Genomic DNA, 20,212 nt, shown 5'->3' on the forward strand with positions numbered 1-20,212 from the left:
TAAAAAATATAAATCTGCTGAATCAGGTGAGTTTATTTCAGCAGATTCTTCATCCGGCTTAATGCTTGTTTAAGATTTTCCATCGAAGTGGCAAAAGATAGCCGCATATACCCCTCGCATCCAAACGCAGAGCCTGGAACCACGGCAACACCGGCTTTCTCCAGTAGATATTCGCTAAACGCGATGTCATTTTGTGTACTTATCAGATTTTTCTCATATAACGTATTGATTGATTGACGGGCATCCGCAAATGCATAGAATGCACCTTGCGAAGATAAACACTGCACGCCGTTTACTTGATTTAATTGTTCGGTTATAAAAATATTACGTTCTTTGAACGCTGTTACCATTGGGTGGATACACGATTGATCCCCATTTAATGCCGCCTCAGCAGCTGCTTGTGAAATGGAACTGGGGCTCGATGTACTTTGTGACTGAATGTTTTCCATCGCTGAAATGATGTATGCAGGTCCGCCGCAATAGCCGATTCTCCATCCTGTCATTGAATAAGCCTTGGAAACGCCATTGAGAACAATGGTTTGGGGAAATAAGTCCGGACAGGCATTGGCAATATTCCCAAATCGTTGCCCCGTAAGCATAATATGCTCGTACATGTCGTCGGTGGCAATGAGAATTTTGGGGTATTTGCGTAAAACCTCACCCAATGCCTTGAGTTCATCCAAAGTATAGACTGCTCCGGAGGGATTGCTGGGGCTGTTGATAACAAACATTTTTGTTTTGGACGTAATGGCCGCTTCCAGTTGCTGTGCGGAAATCTTGAAATTCTGTTCGATACCGGTACTGATAAACACGGGTTTACCTTCAGCGATTAACACAATGTCAGGATAGGAAACCCAGTAAGGCGCCGGAATAATCACCTCATCCTCCGGATTGATTACAGACAATACCAGGTTAAAAAAGCTTTGTTTGCCTCCGCAGGAAACCAAGATTTGCTTAGTGTCAAAATCAAAATTATTCTCGCGTTTAAACTTGGCGACAATCGCATTTTTTAGTCCGGGTGTGCCACCGACGGCGGTGTATTTCGTCTGGCCTTTATTAATTGCAGTAATCGCAGCATCTTTGATATGCTGGGGCGTATCAAAATCAGGCTCGCCCGCACCCAATCCGATAATATCCTTACCTTCGGATTTAAGCCTGGCGGCACGGGCAGTAACAGCAAGAGTGGGAGATGGCTTGATAGCTTGAACGCGACTAGAGAGTTCCACAAAAAATCCTCGCACTAAAATAAATAGACCGGCATGCTAGAATGGTACAAAAACATAATGTTCAGCCGGAATTATACCTGTGATCGTAACCTTCCCCAATAGTCCATTCAAATTACATCAAGCATTTGCACCCGCAGGCGACCAGCCTGCAGCTATTGCGCAGCTGATTGAGGGGATAAACGATGGTCTTGCGTTTCAAACATTGCTGGGTGTTACCGGTTCGGGGAAAACCTACACGATCGCCAATATGATCGCCCACTCAGGGCGTCCGGCAATTCTTATTGCGCCAAACAAAACTCTGGCCGCACAACTTTATGCCGAGATGCGCGAATTCTTCCCGGAGAATGCCATTGAGTACTTTGTGTCTTATTACGACTACTATCAACCGGAAGCCTATGTGCCTGCACGGGATCTGTTTATCGAAAAAGATTCAAGCATCAATGAGCATATCGAACAGATGCGCCTGTCTGCGACAAAATCCTTGCTGGAGCGCGATGATGCAATTATCGTGGCTACGGTGTCCTGTATCTACGGTATCGGTGATCCGGTAGATTATCATGGCATGATTCTGCATCTGCGTGGCGGTGAGAAGATTTCTCAGCGTGATGTCATAAAGCGTTTGACCGAGATGCAATACGAACGCAATGAATTGGAATTCAAGCGCGGGGTATTTCGCGTCCGGGGTGATGTGGTGGATATTTTCCCGGCGGAAAATTCCGAGGCTGCAGTAAGGGTGTCATTATTCGATGATGAAGTGGATAGCCTGTCTCTATTTGATCCGCTGACCGGCCGCATGCTGCAAAAGTTATCGCGATTTACCGTTTATCCTTCCAGTCACTATGTTACGCCGCGCAGCACCACATTGCGCGCAATGGAAACCATCAAGGATGAACTGCGTGAACGGCTGGAATATTACTATCAGGAGCATCGTCTGGTTGAAGCTCAGCGTCTTGAGCAGCGAACCCGGTTTGATCTGGAAATGCTTAATGAATTGGGATTTTGCAAAGGAATTGAAAATTATTCACGTCATCTTTCCGGCAAGAAGCCAGGTGAGCCGCCACCGACCCTGTTGGACTACTTGCCATCCAATGCATTGATGATCATTGACGAGAGCCATGTCACTGTGCCGCAGATCGGGGGAATGTATAAAGGTGATCGTTCACGCAAGGAAAATCTGGTGAATTATGGTTTTCGCCTGCCGTCTGCTCTGGATAATCGTCCATTGCGCTTTGAAGAATTTGAAAAGAGAATGCCGCAGACTGTGTTCGTATCGGCAACACCAGCGAATTATGAGCATCAGCACAGCGGACAGGTCGTCGAGCAAGTGGTACGGCCTACAGGATTGGTTGATCCGATAATTGAGGTACGTCCGGTAACGACTCAGGTCGATGATTTAATGTCTGAAGTTCACTTGCGCACTGCCAAGAATGAGCGTGTACTGGTTACTACACTCACTAAGCGCATGGCGGAAGATTTAACCGATTATTTTTCGGATCACAAAATCAAGGTACGGTATTTGCATTCTGATATCGATACGGTAGAACGCGTTGAAATTATTCGCGATTTGCGTTTGGGGCAATTTGATGTGCTGGTTGGGATTAATTTGTTACGTGAAGGCTTGGATATTCCTGAAGTTTCACTGGTCGCGATACTGGATGCTGATAAGGAAGGCTTTCTACGCTCGGAAAGGTCACTGATTCAAACTATTGGCCGTGCTGCCCGTCATATCAACGGCACGGCCATTCTGTATGCTGATACCATGACCAGATCCATTCGTGTTGCGATTGATGAGACTGATCGCCGGCGTCAGAAGCAGATAGACCATAACGTGCAACATCAAATTATTCCCCGATCGGTGCATAAAAGAATTAAAGATCTCATTGATGGCGTTTATAGCTATGAGTCATCGCAGCAAAACCTCAAGGCAGCACAGGCGCAGGCGCGCTATGATGCCATGAGTGAATCGCAACTGGCCAAGGAGATTCAGCGGGTTGAAAAGAAAATGCTCAACGCTGCAAAGAACTTGGAATTTGAACAAGCAACACTTTATCGGGATGAACTGAAAAGTCTGAAGAATAAACTGCTGATCGGTTATTCCGGTATGACATAACCTCGTTATTTTTTAATCTGCGTAGAGGTCACAAACACAATCGTGCTGAATGTGCGGTTCAAAGTCTTGCTGGTAAAGTTGCTCATGACCATGCTTCCAGAGTAGCGGATGTGATCTCCTTTACTCACCTTGGTCGTGGGCGCGGCAATCCAGAACTTATGTCCGCTATTCTCCAGTTCCATATAGGTATAACCGGCGGCATCCATCGTATCGACAACAATTCCTTCATCGTCAGGCATCTTTTCTTTGGATTCTTGTGCGTTCTGCGGCTCGTGGTGTAAAGCCATGACATTGGCAGAATTGAATAACGAACATCCGAGAAGGATGATGAGGGATAAAAATGAAATTTTCATGACGCTCCATAGTGAAGATGTTGTTCGGTGGCAGTATGATACACCTCGGTATTATTTAGTGCCAATAGTGGAAGATAATGATGAGTACTTATCTTGACGTACTTTTTCAAAAAAGCAAATAGCGGCAGCCGCCGCGACATTCAGAGATTCAGTTTTGCCGGGCATGGTGATGGCAATATTCACGTGTGCGGCCTGTATCATTTCTGCGGATAATCCTGCACCTTCATTGCCAAATAGAAAAGCTGTCGGTCCAGCCAAGGAAATCTCAAACAGATTCTTCGTGGCTTGTATCGATGTGGCAATGACAGTTCCCGGAAACTGTTGTGCAATCTGTTTTAAATCGCTATTTTCATAAATATGCAAAAAAAATGCGCTCCCATGGCAGCCCGTAATGTTTTGGGTGACCAGGCATCCGCGCAATGTTTTGACAGATAGATATGACTGGCATTGGCGGCGGCTGCCGAGCGCAATATCGAGCCAAGATTTCCAGGATCCTGGATCGTTTCCAGCAGAACGCTAAGGACTTCTTTCCTGGCGTGAGTTTTTTCTTGCAATGCAGGTTTTGAGATAAGTGCGAGAATGCCCGTAGGTGTCTTAACTGGAGATATTGCGCGAAATAACGAGTCATCGACAATAGTTATTTTTGGAGGTTTATATCCAAAAATTATGTCCATAAAATGTTTATTATCGGTATCTGAAAAATAAGATTCGCTAACGATCAGATTCTCGGGTTTGCCTAATATCGAACAATGAATCTGAATGAGATGAATGCCGTCAAGGAGTGTCAGACCGGTTCTCTTGCGATACTGCGATGATTCTTCCAGCTTGATCAGTCGTTTGATAAGCGGATGATCACGTGAAGTGATAACTGGCATAAATAAATCCCGCAAGTATCGAAGCTATTGCAGCAAGACTTCGCAATTATTGATTTTTGTAGCGGTATTCCGCCGATAAAGCATGTGCTTGTAGCCCTTCTCCCATCGCGAGCACCGATGCAATTTCCCCTAATTTTGCCGCTCCTTGCTGCGAAACCTGGATCAAGCTGCTGCGTTTTTGAAAATCATACACGCCCAGCGGAGAAGAGAAGCGTGCGGTTCTTGATGTCGGCAACACATGATTAGGGCCGGCGCAATAATCCCCTAATGCTTCGCAAGCATTGCGGCCCATGAAAATAGCGCCGGCATGGCGGATTTTATCAACCCAGTTTTCTGGTTGCTCGATGGATAACTCAAGATGTTCAGGTGCAATGCGGTTGGCGATTGCACAGGCTTCATCCAGATCGTGCACTTGAATCAAAGCGCCGCGATTTTCCAGCGAAGCACGAATGACATCTCTGCGGGGCATTTCTGTCAGCAAACAATTCAAGCTGTGCATTACCTGGTCGAGAAAAGCAGCATCAGGCGATAATAATATCGATTGGGCTAGTTCATCGTGCTCGGCTTGGGAAAACAAATCCATGGCAATCCAATCCGGATTGGTGCGGCCATCGCAAATGATTAAAATTTCAGATGGTCCGGCGACCATGTCGATGCCGACGATACCGAACACCCTGCGTTTGGCGGCTGCAACATAAGCATTGCCCGGGCCGACAATTTTATCCACGGATGGTACGGTTTCAGTACCATACGTCAATGCACCGACAGCCTGGGCACCACCGATAGTGAATACACGGTCCACCCGGCTGATGGCCGCCGCCGCCAGAACCATATGATTCCTTTCGCCATTCGGTGTCGGAACGACCATGATCAATTCTTTTACGCCCGCAACTTTAGCCGGAATGGCGTTCATTAGAACCGAAGAGGGGTAAGAGGCTTTCCCACCGGGAACATAGAGCCCGGCACGATCCAGCGGCGTTATTTTCTGACCTAACAACGTACCTTCCGAGTCGGTATATTGCCATGAATGCATCAACTGTCTTTCATGGTAGCTGCGAACCCGCTCGGCTGCCTGTTCCAGGGCAGTTCGCTGGTTTGATGGCAAAGCGGTCAACGATTGCTGTAAATGATCCTGCGTAAGCTCAAGATCTCTACCGGAAACTGCTGACAATCTATCAAACCGATTGGTATACTCGATCAAGGCAGCATCTTTGCGCTGCTTGATATCTGCAAGAATCCTGGCTACGGTTAATTCGACTGCATCGTCCTGAGCATTCTCGAATGCTAGGAGTTTCTCCAGATTGGAGTCAAAATCAGAGTCTTTTGAATTAAATCGTTTTATTTCTATCATGGTTAAGAAGAATGAATGCCGGAAAATTATGGTTTGACAGCTGCAGAAAATGCATCCAATACCGGTTGAATGGCATCTCTCTTCAGTTTTAAGGCTGCCTGATTAATAATCAATCTTGACGAAATGGCCATGATTTCTTCCACCGCTTTCAGATGATTAGCTTTCAAGGTACTGCCGCTTGAGACGAGATCGACGATGGCATCCGCCAGGCCCACTAAAGGGGCTAATTCCATCGAACCATACAATTTGATCAGATCGACATGCACACCTTTGGCAGCAAAATGTTCGCGCGCAGTTTGTACATATTTGGTGGCAATGCGTAACCGCGCGCCTTGCCGAACCGCAGAGTCGTAATCGAAATCTTCAGGTGCGGCTACCATCATGCGGCACCGCGCAATATTCAGATCCAGCGGCTGATAAAGCCCTGCGCCTCCATGCTCCAGCAGTACATCCTTACCGGCGATGCCAAGATCGGCAGCGCCATATTGCACATATGTCGGCACATCCGATGCGCGCACTATGATCAAGCGTACATTTGCCCGATTGGTGGAGAGAATTAGTTTGCGCGATGTTTCCGGATTATCCAGCGCCTTAATCCCTGCGGCATTAAGTATAGGTGCGGTGTCATCAAAGATTCGCCCTTTTGACAGGGCGATGGTGATATCAGTCATAAAAAGTGGAATTATCCGAGATTGGCTGCAGCAAAATCCCAATTGATCAGTTTCTCCAGAATTGCGTTCGCATAATCGGCACGGCGATTCTGATAATCCAGATAGTAAGCATGCTCCCAAACGTCGATCGTTAACAATGGCCGGACATTTTTTGTCAGCGGGGTTTCGGCGTTGCCGGTTTTGACTAAGGCGATTTTATCGCCATCCTGAACCAGCCATGCCCAACCACTTCCAAACTGAGTCAATGCAGCTTGAGCAAACTCTTTTTTGCAAGCTTCCAGACTGCCGAATGAAGCCTCAATCTTTTGTTTCAGTGTCGATGATGGTTCCCCGCCGCCATTGGGTTTCAAACTATGCCAATAGAACATATGGTTCCAGACTTGTGCAGCATTATTAAAAATCGCGGCTTTTTCCGCTTGCCCGGCGGTTGCTTTGATGATTTGCTCCAAGGATTGCCCTGCCAGATCGCTGTTTGCCAACAGATTATTCAAGTTGTCGACATAGGTTTTGTGGTGTTTGCCATAGTGAAAACTCAGTGTATTTGAAGATATCACGGGTTGCAGCGCGGTATCCGAATAAGGTAATGGGGCCAGAACATACTGCGACCCGGATTGTGCCGCTTGGGAAAAGTTGTCAAGATTGACATTCGTCATAGTGCTCTCCTTATTAAATGGGATATCAGGGTTTATGGTAATAATTGTTACCGAATTCAATCACGATCCGGAATGATGATCAGTTTGCATTATTCGTTTCCGTGGTGAAAGTGATTTTATTGTAACCTGCCAAGCGGGCGGCTTCCATTACAGTAATCACCGATTGATGCGTAGCCTTGGCGTCCGCACTGATGATGATAAATGGATCGGGACGGTCCTTGGCTGCGAACTGCAAAGCATCACGCAAGCTCTCAATACTGGAAAACTTGATGGGAATCAGATTGATGGTGTAATCTCCCAGTGCGTTGACGGTTATGTCTATACTATTTGGCTTATTGATATTTTTGTCGACTTCTTCAGCACTGGCTTGCGGGAGGCTGATTTCAAGTTCGGCGAATTTCGAATAGGTTGTCGTTACCACCAGAAAGATCAAAATTACCAGCAGCACGTCGATCATGGGTACCAGATTGATTTCCGGTTCGTCGCTATGTTTTCTGCGTTGAAAATTCATTCAGGGTCAAGCCGTCATTAAGAAAAAGTAATGTTCCAAGCTTAATACATTGAATAGTGACATCAATGTAAAAGTGCAACTGTAAATATGCTTAGTATAATACCAGTTATAATTTTTATTGAAGCGATCAAAATAGATTACACGATTATTGTATAGGCTTATAAAATAGCCAGCCGTGTTTCAAAACATCATTGTGTAACGTGCTATTAGGAAACCTTAGACTAGATTGAAGTTATATGATTAAACCATTAGTGAGCATTGTCATGGGCAGTAAAAGCGATTGGGACGTGATGCGGCATGCGGTAGTCATCCTGGATGAATTCCATATCGCACATGAAGCCAAAGTGGTTTCAGCGCACCGCACGCCGGATTTGATGTTTCAATTTGCTGCAGAAGCCAAAGCGCGCGGCATCCGGTGCATCATCGCAGGAGCAGGGGGCGCGGCGCATCTGCCCGGCATGATTGCGGCAAAAACCACCTTGCCGGTTCTGGGTGTTCCGGTCAATTCCAAGCACTTACAAGGACTGGATTCATTGCTTTCGATTGTGCAGATGCCCAAAGGAGTTCCTGTCGCTACGTTTGCCATCGGTGAAGCGGGTGCGGCCAATGCCGGGTTATTTGCGGTTGAAATACTGGCGGTTTATGACAGTGAATTGAGTGATCAGCTAAACCAATACCGGCAGAAGCAGACTGAATCTGTACTGACTTCCGAGTTGCCAGGATAATGCGCATCATGCCTGGAGCCATGCTCGGTGTCCTCGGGGGCGGACAGCTCGGGCGCATGTTCGTCCAAGTGGCACAACAGATGGGGTATCGGGTAACCGTGCTGGATCCGGCAATGGACAGCCCTGCCGGACAAGTGGCGGATGATTTTGTTTGTGCGGATTATGCCGATCATGCTGCATTGGAGAAACTCGGCAATCAATGCGCGGCGATTACCACCGAATTCGAAAATATCCCTGTAGAATCGCTGCAAAAGCTCGCTGAATCCTGTATCGTCAGACCGGATACATACAGTGTAGCCATTGCACAGAATCGCGTGCTGGAAAAGCAATTTTTGACGGACAATGGTTTTTCCGTCGCACCGTTTGCCAGCATCGCTCATCAACAGGATTTGGTTACTCCGGATATTGCGCAATTACTTCCCGGTATTCTGAAAATCAGTCAGTTTGGTTACGATGGCAAAGGGCAGATGCCGGTTGCCAGCTTTGACGAATTGGCGATTGCTTATGATCAACTCGATCATGCGGTGTGCGTGCTGGAAAAATTCGTGCCGCTCAAAAGAGAATTATCGGTCGTAGTGGCGCGGAGCAGCGGTGGGGAAGTGCAGATCTTTCCGGTGTCCGAGAATCAGCATGTCAACGGTATTCTCGATATCAGCATTGTGCCGGCCAGGATCGCGCCGCAACTTGCAACGCAGGCACAAGACCTGGCTTGCCGGTTGGTTGAGAAGCTGAACTACCAGGGAGTATTGTGTGTCGAGTTTTTTGTGCTGCAGGATGATACATTATTAATCAATGAAATCGCACCGCGTCCGCATAATAGCGGGCATTATTCCATCAATGCCTGCATCACGTCGCAATTTGAGCAACAAGTGCGAACTTTGTGCGGACTTCCGTTGGGAGCCACCACGCAACACAGTGCTGCGGTGATGGTTAATTTGCTCGGCGATTTATGGCGCAATGGAAAACCCGACTGGCAACGGGTTCTGCAACATTCATCGGTTAAATTACACTTATACGGCAAAACTGCAGCACGGCCGGGTCGTAAAATGGGGCACTACACTGTGTTGAGTAATGATATTGACAACGCATTACGAGAAGCGAGGCACATCAAAAAACAACTTGAGCATCACTGAATTCGCTACTTATACTTATTATGACGCAATCATCCGCTTTATTTGAAACGACGATCAAAAGCTTGCCTTTTTTACATCGCGGCAAAGTCAGGGATATTTACGTCGTCGGTAACGATAAACTGCTGATCGTGCAAACTGACCGCTTATCCGCTTTCGACGTGATTCTGCCAACCGCTGTGCCCGGCAAGGGGAAAATCCTCACCGCGTTATCTCGTTTCTGGTTTCAGAAACTCGCGCATATCTTACCCAATCACCTGACTGGTATCGCACCGGAGTCGGTGGTGGCTGAGAGTGAACGTGAACAAGTACGCGACCACGCATTTGTTATTCAACGTTTAAAGCCATTGCCAATCGAAGCCATTGTGCGCGGCTATGTGGCTGGCTCCGGCTGGAAGGATTATCAGCAAACCGGGGCGATTTGTGGTATCCCCCTTCCTCGCGGACTGAAGCTCGCCGAAAAATTGCCTGGTGGCGCAATTTTTACGCCCTCCACCAAGGCTCCAGCCGGTGCGCATGATGAAAATATTGCCTTAACGGAAGTGGAGCAGCAATTGGGCAAAGCACTCACCGAGAAGGTCAGCGCAAAGGCCATTCAACTTTACAGCGAAGCCGCAGATTATGCGCTGCAGCGTGGCATCATCATCGCCGATACCAAATTTGAATTCGGCCTGGACGATGCCGGTGAATTGTATCTGATCGATGAAGTATTGACGCCCGACTCGTCCCGCTTCTGGCCTGCGGATCAATACCGGGCAGGACAGGATCCACCCAGTTTTGACAAGCAATTCGTGCGCGACTGGCTGGAAAAACAGGATTGGAATAAAAAAGCACCTGCGCCGGAACTGCCGGATGATATTTTACGGCAGACGATGGAGAAATATCAGAAGGCCTTGCGGTTGTTGACGATATGAGTTCCCTTGGATTATGTTATTCTGGGCGCGTAATTCAGTATTAGATACTGCTTTGAATCGATTAAGATATTATTCTTGCTGATATTTTTATGCATTCCATAGCTCCACTTTAACGCGATCTCAGAACCTGACCGTTTACCCTGATTTTGAGAAAAACTTTATTTGCACTATGAATCCACTGTCAGTACAAGTTTTCCAGTGGGATGGTTCTGTTCAAGAAAATTTTGCGCTGCAGCGGCATCTCTTAGCGTAAAAGTACGCGCAATTTCCACCTGTAGTTTATGAGTATCGAACAATGCCGCGCATTGTTGCAGTATTTCACCTTGATGATGCTTGGCGTTTTCCAGTTCGAGTAAAACCGGCGTCAGCATTAATTCAAGGCTGAAACGGACATTGCGTTTGCGAGCCTCGCTCCAGTCAGTATCTGGCGCGGATTGCAGAATGGTTACGACATCCCCGTAGGGTTTGACGCAGCGAAAACAGCTTTGCAATATTTCCGGCCCCACAGTATCAAACACAATATCGACGCCGTTATCGTTTGTCCAGCGTAATACCTCTGCGACGACATCCTGCGAGCGGTAATTGATGATTAGATCCGTGCCCAGGCGCTTTACAAAATTTGCTTTAGCTTCTGTGCTCACTGTAGTGATGACGCGGGATCCGGCCAGTTTGGCCAGTTGAATAGCGGCATGGCCAACGCCACCGGCACCGGCGTGGATCAATACAATGTGGTCTTGAGCGATGCGCGCGCGATCATGCAATGCTTCCCATGCGGTAATAAAAACCAGTGGGACAGCGGCCGCCTGTTCGAAGGATAATGAGCGGGGTTTTAAAGCGAGTAAGCTGGCGTCGACCTTTACATATTCGGCATAAGTGCCTTGGCGATTGTTAAAAGCGGGTTGCGAAAAATAAACTTCATCGCCCGGCTTGAAATTATCGACTTGCGCGCCTACGGCTTCTATAATGCCGGCTCCGTCACATCCCGGAATCACCGGGAAAGTGACAGGAAATCGTTCCGGATTGGTGCGAATTTTGCAGTCAATCGGGTTGATGCCGATTGCCTTGATGCGCACTAGAACTTGACCTTCATTACAATGATCGGATAGTGCGATATCTCCAAAACACAGAATATCTGCTGCACCGCCTGCGTTAAAATAAACTGCTTTCATTTTTGCTCCGATAGCATGTTGACTACAAAAAGGTTGTTAATTATTGGTAATCATACTGTAGAGCTTATCTTTATGTAACAAGCGCTTCTTTTTCAATTCTTCCAGATATTCGTCAGTGGTGTTTTCGATACCTTCTTCAATCCTGAGTATTTCGCGGTTGAGGTCATGGTATTCCTCAAACAGGCGAGCAAAGTGACTATCGTGAGTTTTTAATTCATGAATGCGATCGTAATATTCAGGAAATTCGTGGTGTAAATCGTGTTTTTCTATCATGGCTGACTCCTAATATTAGTTGTGTGAATTCACGTTATAAGTTTTTGGTTATAGGGATTATTAATATTCAGTAAGTTATTATCGTTTATTAGAATATTTTTTGTAAGTGACACAGATTCTTTATGCGTGATTGAAAGTTTACTGATATGCAATTAGACTTTGCAAGTTACCTTTAAATAAAGTTTTAAGCAGGATTTTCAGGAAATTTGTTCACATACTGCATAATTAAGCTACTACTTTGCAAAGCCAGGCATATTTGAAGTTATATCGATTCTTTTGATTAAGCGGACTCAGCCTCGATACGCTATAATTTCATGTTTATGCGGCTGAAAGGTTCAAATAATGTTGCAGGGTGTTAATCTTGCTTGTGTTCGTGGTGATCGCGAGCTTTTCAAGGATATCAATTTTTCTCTCGAGACTGGTAGCTTGCTGCAAGTGCGCGGCCCAAATGGCAGTGGCAAGACCAGCTTATTACGCATGTTATGCGGCTTATCAAATCCCGCTGCAGGTGAGATTTTCTGGAACGGTACTGCGATCCGATCGCTAGATGGAGATTATTTTGCGGATGTCACTTATATTGGCCATTTGAGTGGCACCAAAGATGATTTGACGGTTATCGAGAATTTGCGGATCTCAAGTGCGCTGGCCGGTTTTGAAATTAGCGCTAACCAGGCGGGTGAAGCGCTGAAACATATGGGACTGAAAGGCAGAGAAGCATTGCCCGTCAAGGTTCTATCGCAAGGACAGCGCCGTCGTGTTGCTTTGGCGAGATTGCTGGTCTGCAGTACTACTTTATGGATACTCGATGAGCCATTAGTTGCACTGGACGTCATGGCCGTTAAATTGATTCAAGGATTGCTGGAGCAACATTTGCAGCGAGGTGGTGTGATTGTGATGACAACGCATCAGGAAATTGAGGTGGCCGCAGCATCAATTATGCAATTGTATCTGGCTTAATATGTTTATGTGGATAATTAAACGCGATTTATTATTGGCAATGAGGCGCCAATCCGATGTATTGACTACGTTATTTTTTTTTATCATCGTGGTGAGCTTGTTTCCTCTAAGTGTTGGGCCTGAAATGAATATGCTACGAACGATGGCACCCGGTGTTGTTTGGGTCGCAGCTTTGTTGGCTTCGATGTTATCTTTAGGAAGAATGTTTGCAAATGATTATGTTGATGGCACGTTGGAGCAGATGTTGTTATCGCCTCAATCGCTATCACTGTTAGTGCTTGGTAAGGCTTTTGCGCATTGGCTGGTGACCGGGGTGCCGCTTGTTTTAATGGCGCCGGTATTGGGGATTCAGTACGATTTGCCAGCTGATGCGCTATTTGTTTTAACGGCTGCTTTATTATTGGGGACGCCGGTTTTAAGTTTGATCGGAGCAATTGGCGCAGCATTGACTCTGGGCTTGCGAGGAGGTGGGGTATTGGTTTCGTTATTAGTACTGCCTCTTTATATTCCTGTACTGATTTTTGGAGCTGGTGCGGTTGAAGCCAATATGGCAGGGATGGATTTTGACGCGCATTTATCATTGATTGGTGCATTTTTACTGGCTTCGATTGTATTAGCGCCTTGGGCTGCGGCTGCATCCTTGCGAGTTTCTTTAGAATAATCGAAGCGTTGTTTTTAAATTTGTTTCAATCTCACGAGATCAATTAAGGGCAATTTATTATGCCTTTTATATAATTTCTGATTTTTTGGTATAAAATTGCACGCTATGCAAGTTAGGATAGTCGAGAGATAAAAATTAACATGAAGAATTTTATTGATATTAAATATGGCAATTAATTGGTTTAAGTACTCTTCTCCTGCCAGCTTTTACTCATTGGCGGGAAAAATGATTCCGGTATTTGTTTTTGTTTCTGTGGTATTGCTGGTGGCAGGGCTTTATGTCGGTTTTTTTGTTGCGCCCACCGATTTTCAACAAGGTGAGGCTTATCGGATTATTTTCATACACGTACCCGCAGCCTGGATGTCAATGTTTCTATATGTCGTGATGGCATTCTGGGCGGGTATCGGATTGGCTTTTAATACACGATTGTCCTCTATGCTTGCAACTGCAATTGCACCAACCGGTGCCATGTTCACTTTTATCGCGTTATGGACGGGTGCGTTATGGGGGAAACCCATGTGGGGAACATGGTGGGTATGGGATGCGCGATTAACTTCTGAATTAATCTTGTTTTTTCTCTATATTGGTTTTATGTCTTTACAGGCAGCGATTGATGATCCACGACGCGCTGATAAAGCTGGTGCAATCATTGCGTTGGTTGGCGTTATCAATATACCGATTATTTATTTTTCAGTACAGTGGTGGAATACTCTGCATCAAGGTGCATCGGTAAGCATTAATCAAGCACCTGCGATGGCGACGACCATGTTGACCGGTATGCTGATTATGGTACTCGCTAGCTGGATGTACTCCATTGCAGTAATATTAAAGCGTACACGCGTTATTATTCTTGAGCGAGAAAGTCATACGGCCTGGGTGGCAGAGCTACAAAAGAAAGGAGCTATATTGTGATTTGGTCAAGTTGGTCAGAGTTTTTCTCAATGGGAGGATACGGACTCTATGTCTGGGGATCATACATTGTAACTTTTATGTGTATAGCTGGTGAAATTCTGTTAATTTCAAATCGTCGACGAACTTTAGAAAAGCAATATAGTCACATCGAAGACTTAGATAATAATGAGACAAAAAATGAAACCACGTCATAAGAAGCTTGTAATGATAGCCTCTGGAGTTACTGCATTGGGAGTCGCCGCTATTTTGGTATTAAACGCTTTTCAAAGTAATCTGGTGTTTTTCTTTAGTCCGTCTCAAGTTATCGCGAACGAAGCGCCAATCGGTAAAAGTTTTCGCATTGGCGGATTAGTTGCAGATGGCAGCGTTAAGCGTGATGATGGGTCGACTACGGTACATTTTTCGGTGACAGATACAGCGGAAACAATACCTGTTGTGTATACGGGCATTCTGCCTGACTTGTTTCGGGAAGGTAAGGGCGTTGTTGCACAAGGAAAAATATCTGCTGAAGGTGTTTTTTTGGCTGATGAAGTTCTTGCCAAGCACGATGAAAACTATATGCCTCCTGAAGCTGCCGAAGCTCTAGAGAAAGCTGCTAAAGCACAGAAAGCATCTCTGGTGCAATAAGATTTTCCCTGAAAAGCTAATACTTCTCAGGGAAGTTCAGTTTTTTAATCCTGAATAATTTTAATTCTTAAATAAAATCATGATTCCAGAAATTGGTAATTTTTCTTTAATACTTGCTCTCCTATTGGCTACTTTACAAGGAACATTGCCTATTATTGGCGCAGCGCGTGGTATTCCTTCTTGGATAGCATTGGCGAGACCTATAGTTCAGGGGCAATTTGTATTTGTACTGATTGCATTCTTTTGTTTGGCATATTCCTTTGTCAGTAGCGACTTTTCTGTTCTAAATGTGGCTAACAATTCGAATACAGAATTACCCTTCCATTTTCGATTGGCAGCAACGTGGGGATCTCATGAGGGTTCTTTATTGTTATGGGTTTTGATGCTTGCCAGTTGGTCCGTTGCGGTCAGTGTCTTTAGTAAGCAGTTGCCAGATGATGTTGTTGCAAGAGTAATTGGGGTTTTAGGCCTTGTTAGTATCGGTTTTTTGGTATTTATGTTGTTTACTTCAAATCCATTTGATCGTTTATTACCTGCTGCAATGGAAGGGAGTGATTTGAATCCTCTGTTGCAAGATTTTGGTATGGTAGTGCATCCGCCTATGCTCTATATGGGATATGTAGGGTTTTCTGTTGCTTTTGCTTTTGCTATCGCCGCGTTATTGAGCGGGAAGCTGGATGCGACGTGGGCGCGCTGGTCACGTCCGTGGACGATTATTGCCTGGGTATTTCTGACAATTGGAATTATGCTCGGTAGTTGGTGGGCATATTATGAATTAGGCTGGGGTGGCTGGTGGTTCTGGGATCCGGTAGAGAACGCATCGTTCCTGCCGTGGCTCGTTGGTACGGCTTTAGTTCATTCGCTGGCGGTTACTGAGAAACGTGGTAGTTTCAAAAGCTGGACAGTTTTATTGGCAATTAGCACATTTGCGTTGAGTTTGCTGGGAACATTTTTAGTGCGTTCAGGCGTTTTAACTTCTGTTCATGCATTTGCGACCGATCCTGCCCGGGGTGTATTTATTCTTGCTTTTCTTGTGATCGTGATTAGTTGTGCATTATTATTGTTTGCATGGCGTGCGCCAAAGGTTGGTTTAGGAGGAAAATTTGATTTGCTCTCGCGCGAATCGATGTTGTTAGCTAATAATATATTGTTGCTGGTCGCTGCAGCAAGTGTATTACTGGGAACACTTTATCCATTGATCATCGATGCTCTTGGTTTGGGTAAATTATCGGTAGGCCCTCCATTCTTTGAAGCAGTTTTTGTGCCTATCATGACACCGGCAATTTTCTTGATCGGTGTTGGACCTATTTCACGTTGGAAACAAATGAGTTTGCCAGCACTAGCAGTTCGTTTACGCTGGGCGTTTGGAGTAAGTGTGGTTTCTGCCCTGATAACACCATTTTTTATGGGCGAATGGAAACCGATGGTGAGTTTCGGTTTGCTGCTTGCATTCTGGATTATTGTGTGTGCATTTGTTAATTTAAAGCATCGACTGAATAACTCCGGAAAAGGTAGTTTGCTTACTAAACTATCTAAGCAGTCAAGAAGCTATTACGGAATGCATTGCGCGCATATCGGAGTGGCGGTATTTATTATCGGTGTAACGTTAGTAAACAGTTATGAAACTGAAAAAGATGTACGTATGGAAATTGGCAGTAAAGTAACGGTTGGTGGCTATGTTTTTCAGTTTAATGGCACCAGTGATGTCGTTGGCCCAAACTATAAAGCAGTGAAAGGCGATATCTCTGTTTTCAAAGATGATCGATTTATTCGTACTTTATATCCGGAAAAGCGTACTTATAATGCCTCAGGTATGGCAATGACTGAAGCGGCGATCGATACGGGTTTTTTTCGTGATCTTTATGTTGCTTTAGGAGAACCGTTATCGAATGGTGCCTGGGTGGTTCGTGCTTACCATAAACCGTTCGTGGATTGGATATGGTTTGGGTGTATATTGATGGCAATGGGAGGTATCACCTCAATTACCGATCGGCGTTATCGTCTGAAGATTACTAAAAAGAAATCTGCTACTACGAGCGATATTGAATCGGAGAAGCAAACAGAAGGTACGCCCGCAACGGTTGCATCTGCAACAGCTAAAGCTGAATTGGCTACGGAGATCACAAAGTTATGATGCGGTATTTGATGCCTCTAGCTATTTTCATGGTGTTGGCAGTCTTTTTGCTGGTTGGATTGACATTAAATCCCCGGCAAGTGCCTTCACCACTGATTGATAAACCGGCACCAAAGTTTCAGCTCAATCAATTGCATGAACCAGAAAAAATAATGTCTTCAGATGATAATCTCGGCAAAGTCTGGATGCTCAACGTGTGGGCGTCTTGGTGTGTTGCATGTCGAGATGAGCATCCTTTGTTGGTGCAATTGGCAAATTCGGGGATTATTCCAATTTATGGTCTCAATTACAAAGATGAACGCAATACAGCATTGCAATGGTTAAAACGCTATGGCGATCCTTATGCCATAAGTATTGTAGATGTCGATGGAAAGGTTGGGATTGATTATGGCGTTTATGGTGTTCCGGAAACTTATGTAATCGATAAAAAAGGAATCATCAGACACAAGCAAATTGGGCCGGTAACAGTAGATTCACTTGAAAAGACAATTCTTCCTTTAATTAAAGAATTACAGAATCAAGCATAAAAATTTTTAAGTTAAATGTAAGAAGGGTCTATTTTCATGATATGTCAGTTCTGTAATGTAGTAAGAGCTATCATCTTTACTTTGGTACTATTCTTAGTTTCTCCATTTAACACATGGGCAAAAGAAGCTATACCCGTCGCTGAGGATCCAGAGATTGAAAAAAGAATGCTGGCATTGACGGTGGATTTGCGTTGTCTGGTTTGTCAGAATGAATCCATTGCAGATTCCAGAGCGGAGTTTTCCAATGATATTCGCCGTGAAATTCGCGAGCAGATAAAAGCCAACAAAACGGATAAAGAGATTGTGCAGTTTCTGGTTGATCGATACGGGGATTTTGTTCTTTATAATCCCCCTATGAAACCCACGACAATCCTTTTATGGTTTGGCCCGGTTATTTTGTTTATGATCGGATTAGGTTCGTTGGTTGTTTATTTAAGGCGTCGACGGTTACAAATAGAGGATGTAGCGCTTTCACCAGAGCAGATTAATGAAGCGGAAGCACTACTGAATGAGGATAAAAAAGGTAAGAACGTATGACGGCTTTTTGGGTTATTTCCGGAATTTTTATTGTTACAGCACTATTATTTATTATTCCAACCTTATTACGAAATAAGGACATCCAGCTTAAAAACCTGGAACATGATGCGATTAACATCACAGTGTATCGTGATCAGCTTGCTGAGCTCGATAAAGACTTGGAAAATGACATCCTAAGTCAAGAACAATATAGTAAGAGCAAGCAGGAACTCCAGCAACGTATGTTGCAGGACGTTACTGAACATGACGAAGTCGTTCTTCAAAAAAATAAAAAAAATCACAATATTGTACTTTCAGTAATGATTGCACTGATGTTCCCGCTAGGTGCAGTTTTTTTGTATTTGAACATTGGTGATACGCGCGGATTATTACCGCAAGAACAACTTGCCAGTGCAACACAAATGAATCGAGGTAGCAGTGGCGATGATCTCGCAGGGCATGATTTCTCAGCTGCATTGGAAGCCTTGATTGCTAGATTGAGTAATAATCCAGAAGATATTGAGGGCTGGATAATGCTAGGTCGCACCTACACAGCAATGGAGCGCTATACGGAAGCGAGTAATACCTACGCAAAACTGGTGGAATTGATACCTAATAACCCTCAAATTTTGAGCGATTATGCACGTGTATTGGGACTGAAAAATCAAGGAACCCTGGCTGGAAAACCAACCGAACTGCTTTATGAAGCACTTAGGATTGATCCGGAATATCCACCGGCACTAGCGCTTGCGGGCCATGCAGAATTTGAGCAAGAAAAATATAATGAAGCCTCGGTACATTGGGAGAAATTACTGACGACGATACCTTCCGATTCTCCGTTGGCGAAATCTGTCAAGGATAGTATTGCCGAAGCCAAGTTATTGGCGTCAAGCGATAAAGGGAATGTTTCGGATCAGCATGTTGTGGCGGATGAATCAACAGTGGAAACTGATATTCAGCCTGTTAATAATACTTCAGCAACTGATACCACAGAAACAATCGCACTTTCAGTATCAGGACAGGTGAACATTCAACCTGAATTGGCTTCGAAAGTAACACCTAGTGATACTTTGTTTATTTATGCCCGTGCGAGCACCGGGCCTAAGATGCCGTTAGCAATTCTGCGCTTGAAAGCCAGCGATCTTCCGGCAACTTTTACACTGACAGACGATATGGCGATGATGCCTACAATGAAAATGTCCAGCTTCCCAGAAATTGTTATTGAAGCAAGAATTTCTAAATCTGGGCAGGCAGTTCCTTCGAGTGGCGATTTGCAAGGATTTAGCAAACCAGTTAAGCTTGGCAGCGAAAATATTGCAATAGTGATCGATAAGCAAATACCATAGAAAATGCTGGAAATTAATCATGCGGTAGAAAATTTCAAGCTACCTTCAACCGGTAACAAGGAATTCTTATTGTCTGATTGCATTGACAGAAATGTGATTATCTATTTTTATCCCAAAGATGATACGCCCGGATGCACAACAGAGGGTCAAGATTTTCGTGATAATTGGCATTTGTTTACCGAGATGAATTGTATTATTGCTGGCGTGTCTCGCGATAGCATCAAATCACATGAAAATTTTAAAGCGAAAATGCAGTTTCCGTTTGAATTGCTGAGTGATGAAGATGAGAAAGTGTGTAATTTGTTTAGTGTAATGAAAATGAAGAATATGTATGGAAAACAAGTTCGCGGTATTGAGCGTAGTACTTTTGTAATTGATACACAAGGTATTCTGAGGAAAGAATGGCGCGGAGTTAAAGTACCTGGGCACGTGCAAGAGGTTCTAAATTTTATTAATACATTCAGCAGTAATTGACATCACATTAGAATCTATACTTAGCTTTGTATACTGAAAGCAAGTGGTGCGGGATAACATGTCTTCCCCGCATGTTTTTATAGTTCTCTATCTTTAG

At 44.8% G+C, this 20,212-nt stretch carries 22 protein-coding genes and 1 pseudogene; 14 read left to right on the forward strand and 9 right to left on the reverse strand.

The annotated features are described in order from the left end of the window. Positions 1-32: 32 nt before the first annotated feature. Positions 33-1,226 (reverse strand): pyridoxal phosphate-dependent aminotransferase, encoded by a 1,194-nt coding sequence (locus C4S39_RS09715; RefSeq protein WP_103966823.1) that lies wholly within the window; start codon positions 1,224-1,226, stop codon positions 33-35. Between the two features lie 79 nt (positions 1,227-1,305). On the opposite strand from C4S39_RS09715, the gene uvrB reads away from it, so the two are divergent. Continuing rightward, positions 1,306-3,336, forward strand: coding sequence for an excinuclease ABC subunit UvrB (uvrB, locus tag C4S39_RS09720; RefSeq protein WP_103966824.1), 2,031 nt, complete (start codon positions 1,306-1,308; stop codon positions 3,334-3,336). Positions 3,337-3,341: 5 nt separating this feature from the next. Here uvrB and C4S39_RS09725 read toward each other — a convergent pair whose 3' ends face one another. The 6 genes and pseudogenes from C4S39_RS09725 to C4S39_RS09750 form a co-directional block, all read right to left on the reverse strand. After that, positions 3,342-3,623 carry a hypothetical protein gene (locus C4S39_RS09725; protein ID WP_258039390.1) on the reverse strand — a complete coding sequence of 94 codons (282 nt, stop codon included), beginning with the start codon at positions 3,621-3,623 and terminating at the stop codon, positions 3,342-3,344. A 117-nt stretch (positions 3,624-3,740) separates the two neighbouring features. Next, positions 3,741-4,564: pseudogene (locus C4S39_RS09730) on the reverse strand (TrmH family RNA methyltransferase). Between the two features lie 46 nt (positions 4,565-4,610). After that, positions 4,611-5,915: a histidinol dehydrogenase gene (gene hisD, locus C4S39_RS09735; RefSeq protein WP_374953028.1), complete on the reverse strand. Its 1,305-nt coding sequence runs from the start codon at positions 5,913-5,915 to the stop codon at positions 4,611-4,613. 26 nt (positions 5,916-5,941) lie between these two features. Further along, a complete protein-coding gene (gene hisG, locus C4S39_RS09740; protein ID WP_103966826.1) occupies positions 5,942-6,586 on the reverse strand; it encodes an ATP phosphoribosyltransferase in 645 nt (214 codons plus the stop codon). Between the two features lie 11 nt (positions 6,587-6,597). Then, positions 6,598-7,239 (reverse strand): superoxide dismutase, encoded by a 642-nt coding sequence (locus tag C4S39_RS09745; RefSeq protein WP_103966827.1) that lies wholly within the window; start codon positions 7,237-7,239, stop codon positions 6,598-6,600. Positions 7,240-7,318: 79 nt separating this feature from the next. Continuing rightward, positions 7,319-7,750, reverse strand: coding sequence for an ExbD/TolR family protein (locus C4S39_RS09750; protein ID WP_103966828.1), 432 nt, complete (start codon positions 7,748-7,750; stop codon positions 7,319-7,321). A 236-nt stretch (positions 7,751-7,986) separates the two neighbouring features. Between C4S39_RS09750 and purE the strand changes: the two genes are divergently transcribed. The 3 genes from purE to C4S39_RS09765 are packed head-to-tail and all read left to right on the forward strand — an operon-like array spanning position 7,987 to position 10,519. Continuing rightward, entirely contained in the window at positions 7,987-8,475 is a 489-nt protein-coding gene (purE, locus tag C4S39_RS09755; RefSeq protein ID WP_103966829.1) for a 5-(carboxyamino)imidazole ribonucleotide mutase, read from the forward strand. Continuing rightward, a complete protein-coding gene (locus C4S39_RS09760) occupies positions 8,475-9,608 on the forward strand; it encodes a 5-(carboxyamino)imidazole ribonucleotide synthase (RefSeq protein WP_103966830.1) in 1,134 nt (377 codons plus the stop codon). The genes purE and C4S39_RS09760 overlap by 1 nt, the downstream gene beginning before the upstream one ends. Positions 9,609-9,628: 20 nt before the next feature. Then, complete coding sequence (locus C4S39_RS09765; protein ID WP_103966831.1) at positions 9,629-10,519, forward strand: phosphoribosylaminoimidazolesuccinocarboxamide synthase; 891 nt, start codon at positions 9,629-9,631, stop codon at positions 10,517-10,519. A 167-nt stretch (positions 10,520-10,686) separates the two neighbouring features. On the opposite strand, the gene C4S39_RS09770 is transcribed toward C4S39_RS09765, so the two are convergent. Both C4S39_RS09770 and C4S39_RS09775 read right to left on the reverse strand, forming a co-directional pair. Continuing rightward, the gene (locus tag C4S39_RS09770) at positions 10,687-11,688 is read right to left on the reverse strand and encodes a zinc-binding dehydrogenase (protein WP_103966832.1); all 1,002 of its coding nucleotides are present in this window, start codon (positions 11,686-11,688) and stop codon (positions 10,687-10,689) included. 36 nt (positions 11,689-11,724) lie between these two features. Continuing rightward, positions 11,725-11,961 carry a YdcH family protein gene (locus C4S39_RS09775; RefSeq protein WP_013647476.1) on the reverse strand — a complete coding sequence of 79 codons (237 nt, stop codon included), beginning with the start codon at positions 11,959-11,961 and terminating at the stop codon, positions 11,725-11,727. A gap of 342 nt (positions 11,962-12,303) precedes the next feature. Here C4S39_RS09775 and ccmA point away from each other — a divergent pair, with 342 nt between their 5' ends. The 10 genes from ccmA (at position 12,304) to C4S39_RS09825 (ending at position 20,115) form a co-directional block, all read left to right on the forward strand. Continuing rightward, positions 12,304-12,918, forward strand: coding sequence for a cytochrome c biogenesis heme-transporting ATPase CcmA (gene ccmA, locus C4S39_RS09780; RefSeq protein WP_103966833.1), 615 nt, complete (start codon positions 12,304-12,306; stop codon positions 12,916-12,918). A gap of 1 nt (position 12,919) precedes the next feature. Beyond that, positions 12,920-13,579: a heme exporter protein CcmB gene (ccmB, locus tag C4S39_RS09785; RefSeq protein WP_103966834.1), complete on the forward strand. Its 660-nt coding sequence runs from the start codon at positions 12,920-12,922 to the stop codon at positions 13,577-13,579. A 165-nt stretch (positions 13,580-13,744) separates the two neighbouring features. Next, positions 13,745-14,491 carry a heme ABC transporter permease gene (locus tag C4S39_RS09790; RefSeq protein WP_103966835.1) on the forward strand — a complete coding sequence of 249 codons (747 nt, stop codon included), beginning with the start codon at positions 13,745-13,747 and terminating at the stop codon, positions 14,489-14,491. Positions 14,492-14,520: 29 nt separating this feature from the next. Beyond that, positions 14,521-14,685, forward strand: a complete 165-nt coding sequence (gene ccmD / locus C4S39_RS09795) for a heme exporter protein CcmD (protein WP_256216470.1) — start codon at positions 14,521-14,523, stop codon at positions 14,683-14,685. Further along, positions 14,669-15,118, forward strand: a complete 450-nt coding sequence (ccmE, locus tag C4S39_RS09800; RefSeq protein WP_103966836.1) for a cytochrome c maturation protein CcmE — start codon at positions 14,669-14,671, stop codon at positions 15,116-15,118. The genes ccmD and ccmE overlap by 17 nt, the downstream gene beginning before the upstream one ends. A 79-nt stretch (positions 15,119-15,197) precedes the next feature. After that, a complete protein-coding gene (locus C4S39_RS09805) occupies positions 15,198-17,252 on the forward strand; it encodes a heme lyase CcmF/NrfE family subunit (RefSeq protein WP_103966837.1) in 2,055 nt (684 codons plus the stop codon). Next, positions 17,249-17,779 carry a DsbE family thiol:disulfide interchange protein gene (locus C4S39_RS09810; protein WP_103966838.1) on the forward strand — a complete coding sequence of 177 codons (531 nt, stop codon included), beginning with the start codon at positions 17,249-17,251 and terminating at the stop codon, positions 17,777-17,779. Before C4S39_RS09805 ends, C4S39_RS09810 begins: the two co-directional genes overlap by 4 nt. A gap of 81 nt (positions 17,780-17,860) precedes the next feature. Beyond that, a complete protein-coding gene (locus C4S39_RS09815) occupies positions 17,861-18,316 on the forward strand; it encodes a cytochrome c-type biogenesis protein CcmH (RefSeq protein ID WP_308457312.1) in 456 nt (151 codons plus the stop codon). Further along, positions 18,313-19,641, forward strand: a complete 1,329-nt coding sequence (gene ccmI / locus C4S39_RS09820) for a c-type cytochrome biogenesis protein CcmI (protein WP_103966840.1) — start codon at positions 18,313-18,315, stop codon at positions 19,639-19,641. The genes C4S39_RS09815 and ccmI overlap by 4 nt, the downstream gene beginning before the upstream one ends. 3 nt (positions 19,642-19,644) lie before the next feature. Beyond that, positions 19,645-20,115, forward strand: a complete 471-nt coding sequence (locus tag C4S39_RS09825; RefSeq protein WP_103966841.1) for a peroxiredoxin — start codon at positions 19,645-19,647, stop codon at positions 20,113-20,115. The last annotated feature ends 97 nt before the right edge of the window (positions 20,116-20,212 follow it).

This window comes from Nitrosomonas ureae (assembly GCF_900108305.1).
GTDB lineage: Bacteria > Pseudomonadota > Gammaproteobacteria > Burkholderiales > Nitrosomonadaceae > Nitrosomonas > Nitrosomonas ureae_B.

Coding starts and splice junctions, on each gene's coding strand:
- C4S39_RS09775 (WP_013647476.1), bottom strand. CDS start 11,961: ATGATAGAAAAACACGATTTACACCACGAATTTCCTGAATATTACGAT.
- ccmI (WP_103966840.1), top strand. CDS start 18,313: ATGACGGCTTTTTGGGTTATTTCCGGAATTTTTATTGTTACAGCACTA.
- C4S39_RS09750 (WP_103966828.1), bottom strand. CDS start 7,750: ATGAATTTTCAACGCAGAAAACATAGCGACGAACCGGAAATCAATCTG.
- hisG (WP_103966826.1), bottom strand. CDS start 6,586: ATGACTGATATCACCATCGCCCTGTCAAAAGGGCGAATCTTTGATGAC.
- ccmA (WP_103966833.1), top strand. CDS start 12,304: ATGTTGCAGGGTGTTAATCTTGCTTGTGTTCGTGGTGATCGCGAGCTT.
- C4S39_RS09770 (WP_103966832.1), bottom strand. CDS start 11,688: ATGAAAGCAGTTTATTTTAACGCAGGCGGTGCAGCAGATATTCTGTGT.
- C4S39_RS09765 (WP_103966831.1), top strand. CDS start 9,629: ATGACGCAATCATCCGCTTTATTTGAAACGACGATCAAAAGCTTGCCT.
- purE (WP_103966829.1), top strand. CDS start 7,987: ATGATTAAACCATTAGTGAGCATTGTCATGGGCAGTAAAAGCGATTGG.
- C4S39_RS09725 (WP_258039390.1), bottom strand. CDS start 3,623: ATGGCTTTACACCACGAGCCGCAGAACGCACAAGAATCCAAAGAAAAG.
- ccmE (WP_103966836.1), top strand. CDS start 14,669: ATGAAACCACGTCATAAGAAGCTTGTAATGATAGCCTCTGGAGTTACT.
- C4S39_RS09760 (WP_103966830.1), top strand. CDS start 8,475: ATGCGCATCATGCCTGGAGCCATGCTCGGTGTCCTCGGGGGCGGACAG.
- ccmB (WP_103966834.1), top strand. CDS start 12,920: ATGTTTATGTGGATAATTAAACGCGATTTATTATTGGCAATGAGGCGC.
- ccmD (WP_256216470.1), top strand. CDS start 14,521: ATGGGAGGATACGGACTCTATGTCTGGGGATCATACATTGTAACTTTT.
- C4S39_RS09790 (WP_103966835.1), top strand. CDS start 13,745: ATGGCAATTAATTGGTTTAAGTACTCTTCTCCTGCCAGCTTTTACTCA.
- C4S39_RS09805 (WP_103966837.1), top strand. CDS start 15,198: ATGATTCCAGAAATTGGTAATTTTTCTTTAATACTTGCTCTCCTATTG.
- C4S39_RS09810 (WP_103966838.1), top strand. CDS start 17,249: ATGATGCGGTATTTGATGCCTCTAGCTATTTTCATGGTGTTGGCAGTC.
- hisD (WP_374953028.1), bottom strand. CDS start 5,915: ATGATAGAAATAAAACGATTTAATTCAAAAGACTCTGATTTTGACTCC.
- C4S39_RS09825 (WP_103966841.1), top strand. CDS start 19,645: ATGCTGGAAATTAATCATGCGGTAGAAAATTTCAAGCTACCTTCAACC.
- C4S39_RS09745 (WP_103966827.1), bottom strand. CDS start 7,239: ATGACGAATGTCAATCTTGACAACTTTTCCCAAGCGGCACAATCCGGG.